The organism is Tritonibacter horizontis, assembly GCF_001518015.1.
GTDB lineage: Bacteria > Pseudomonadota > Alphaproteobacteria > Rhodobacterales > Rhodobacteraceae > Epibacterium > Epibacterium horizontis.
Genome location: NZ_LPUY01000010.1, coordinates 1 through 1,389, shown reverse-complemented (window position 1 = coordinate 1,389; position 1,389 = coordinate 1). Strand labels below are relative to the sequence as shown.

The 1,389-nt window shown below is 64.6% G+C and carries 1 protein-coding gene and 1 tRNA gene; both read right to left on the bottom strand.

Going from position 1 to position 1,389, the window contains the following annotated elements; all coding sequences use genetic code 11:
- Window positions 1–365: 365 nt before the first annotated feature.
- A tRNA-Gly gene (locus TRIHO_RS01995) sits at window positions 366–440 on the bottom strand.
- A 76-nt stretch (window positions 441–516) separates the two neighbouring features.
- A partial coding sequence (locus tag TRIHO_RS01990; RefSeq protein WP_106406141.1) for a NaeI family type II restriction endonuclease occupies window positions 517–1,389 on the bottom strand: 873 nt, incomplete at its 5' end.

Sequence of the window (1,389 nt, the reverse complement as noted above, 5' to 3'; positions counted from 1 at the left end):
ACCTTGGCAAGGTTATGCTCTACCCCTGAGCTACGCCCGCATCCTGTTCGGTGAGCGGTGATTTAGGCAATCCGGCGCGGCGCTGCAAGTGGAAAATGGCGGGGTGTTTGAAAATTTTCTGGTGGGATCCGGGGCGGCAGGGGGGGCTGTTTTTTTGACGCCAATGGCGCGCGACGGATCGGCGTCGCCTGATGCGCGGTCCTGCCTGTACGGGGATGATTTGCGCTGGGTCAACGCCTGTCTGGCAAACCAGTTGTCTGGTGAGCGCCTGTCTGGTCACGCACCCCGTCTGGTAACACATACCGTCGGTCACACACCCTGTCGGGTCATCGCGGGTGCTGGAAGACTGGGAGGGAAAGACCGAATGGAGCGGGCGAGGCGATTCGAACGCCCGACCCTAACCTTGGCAAGGTTATGCTCTACCCCTGAGCTACGCCCGCATCCTGTTCGGTGAGAGGGTGTCTAGGCAATCAACCCGCCAAGCGCAAGAGGAAAACACGGCCCCGTTGCGGGATTTTATGTGCTGAGGTCGGTGACCGGATGTCCCGCTGCGCGCGCCAGTCGCAGGTGTTCGGCCGTGCGCAACCGGGCCGAGATGAACTCCGATGCGGCACAGCTGGGCAGCCCCAGGGCGCGGATCAGCTGCGCATCCTTGCGCCCTTCGAGGATCAGATAGCCTGCGCGCCCCAGAATGTCCCGGGTGCCGCCGCCGCCGTCAGAGCGGATGCGCCGCATGAAGTCCTTTTGCGCGGCGACGGCCTCCACCACCTCGCGGGGGACAGGCGTTGCCAGAACCTCGCGAAACAGGGCGGCCATGCGGGCATTGCCGCTGTCGCCGGCAAAGATCCGGGCCACCACCGGGGCGGGCAGGCCACGCCAGAAATTGGCCGGATAGCGGTGATCCTTGAGCAGCCACAGGATATCGCCGAACCCCTCCGCCGAAATGCTGCGCTTGGCATCCTTGTTCTGCCCCCGGGTCAGATAGGCCGACCGGGCGACGATCAGGCCGAGGTAGCAGCGCGCACGGGGTTCGTCGGCCGCGACCAAGAGGCAGGGCTGGTCGATGGCCTCGGTCGGGATCATCCAGTTACTGCCCATGGTGTGCTTGATATCGACATCCTGACCAAGGATTTCCGTGTCCAGCCGCCCTTTGCGCAGTCCCAGAAGCGCGCGCAGTTCGATCTCCACCCGCGTGCCGATATAGGTTTTCTCGGTCTTTTCCAAATCCTCATAGGCGCGCCGCCCCGTCTTGGCGGTCAGGATCACCGCATCAATGCAATCGCGCAGCATGGCCGGCACGCGGCGCTCCAGCTCCAGCAGGCCACCGGCGCGGGCCAGGATTTCCTCTGCCAGAAGGGACAGACGGGCGTGGTCCGGGTGGGCGGGGGT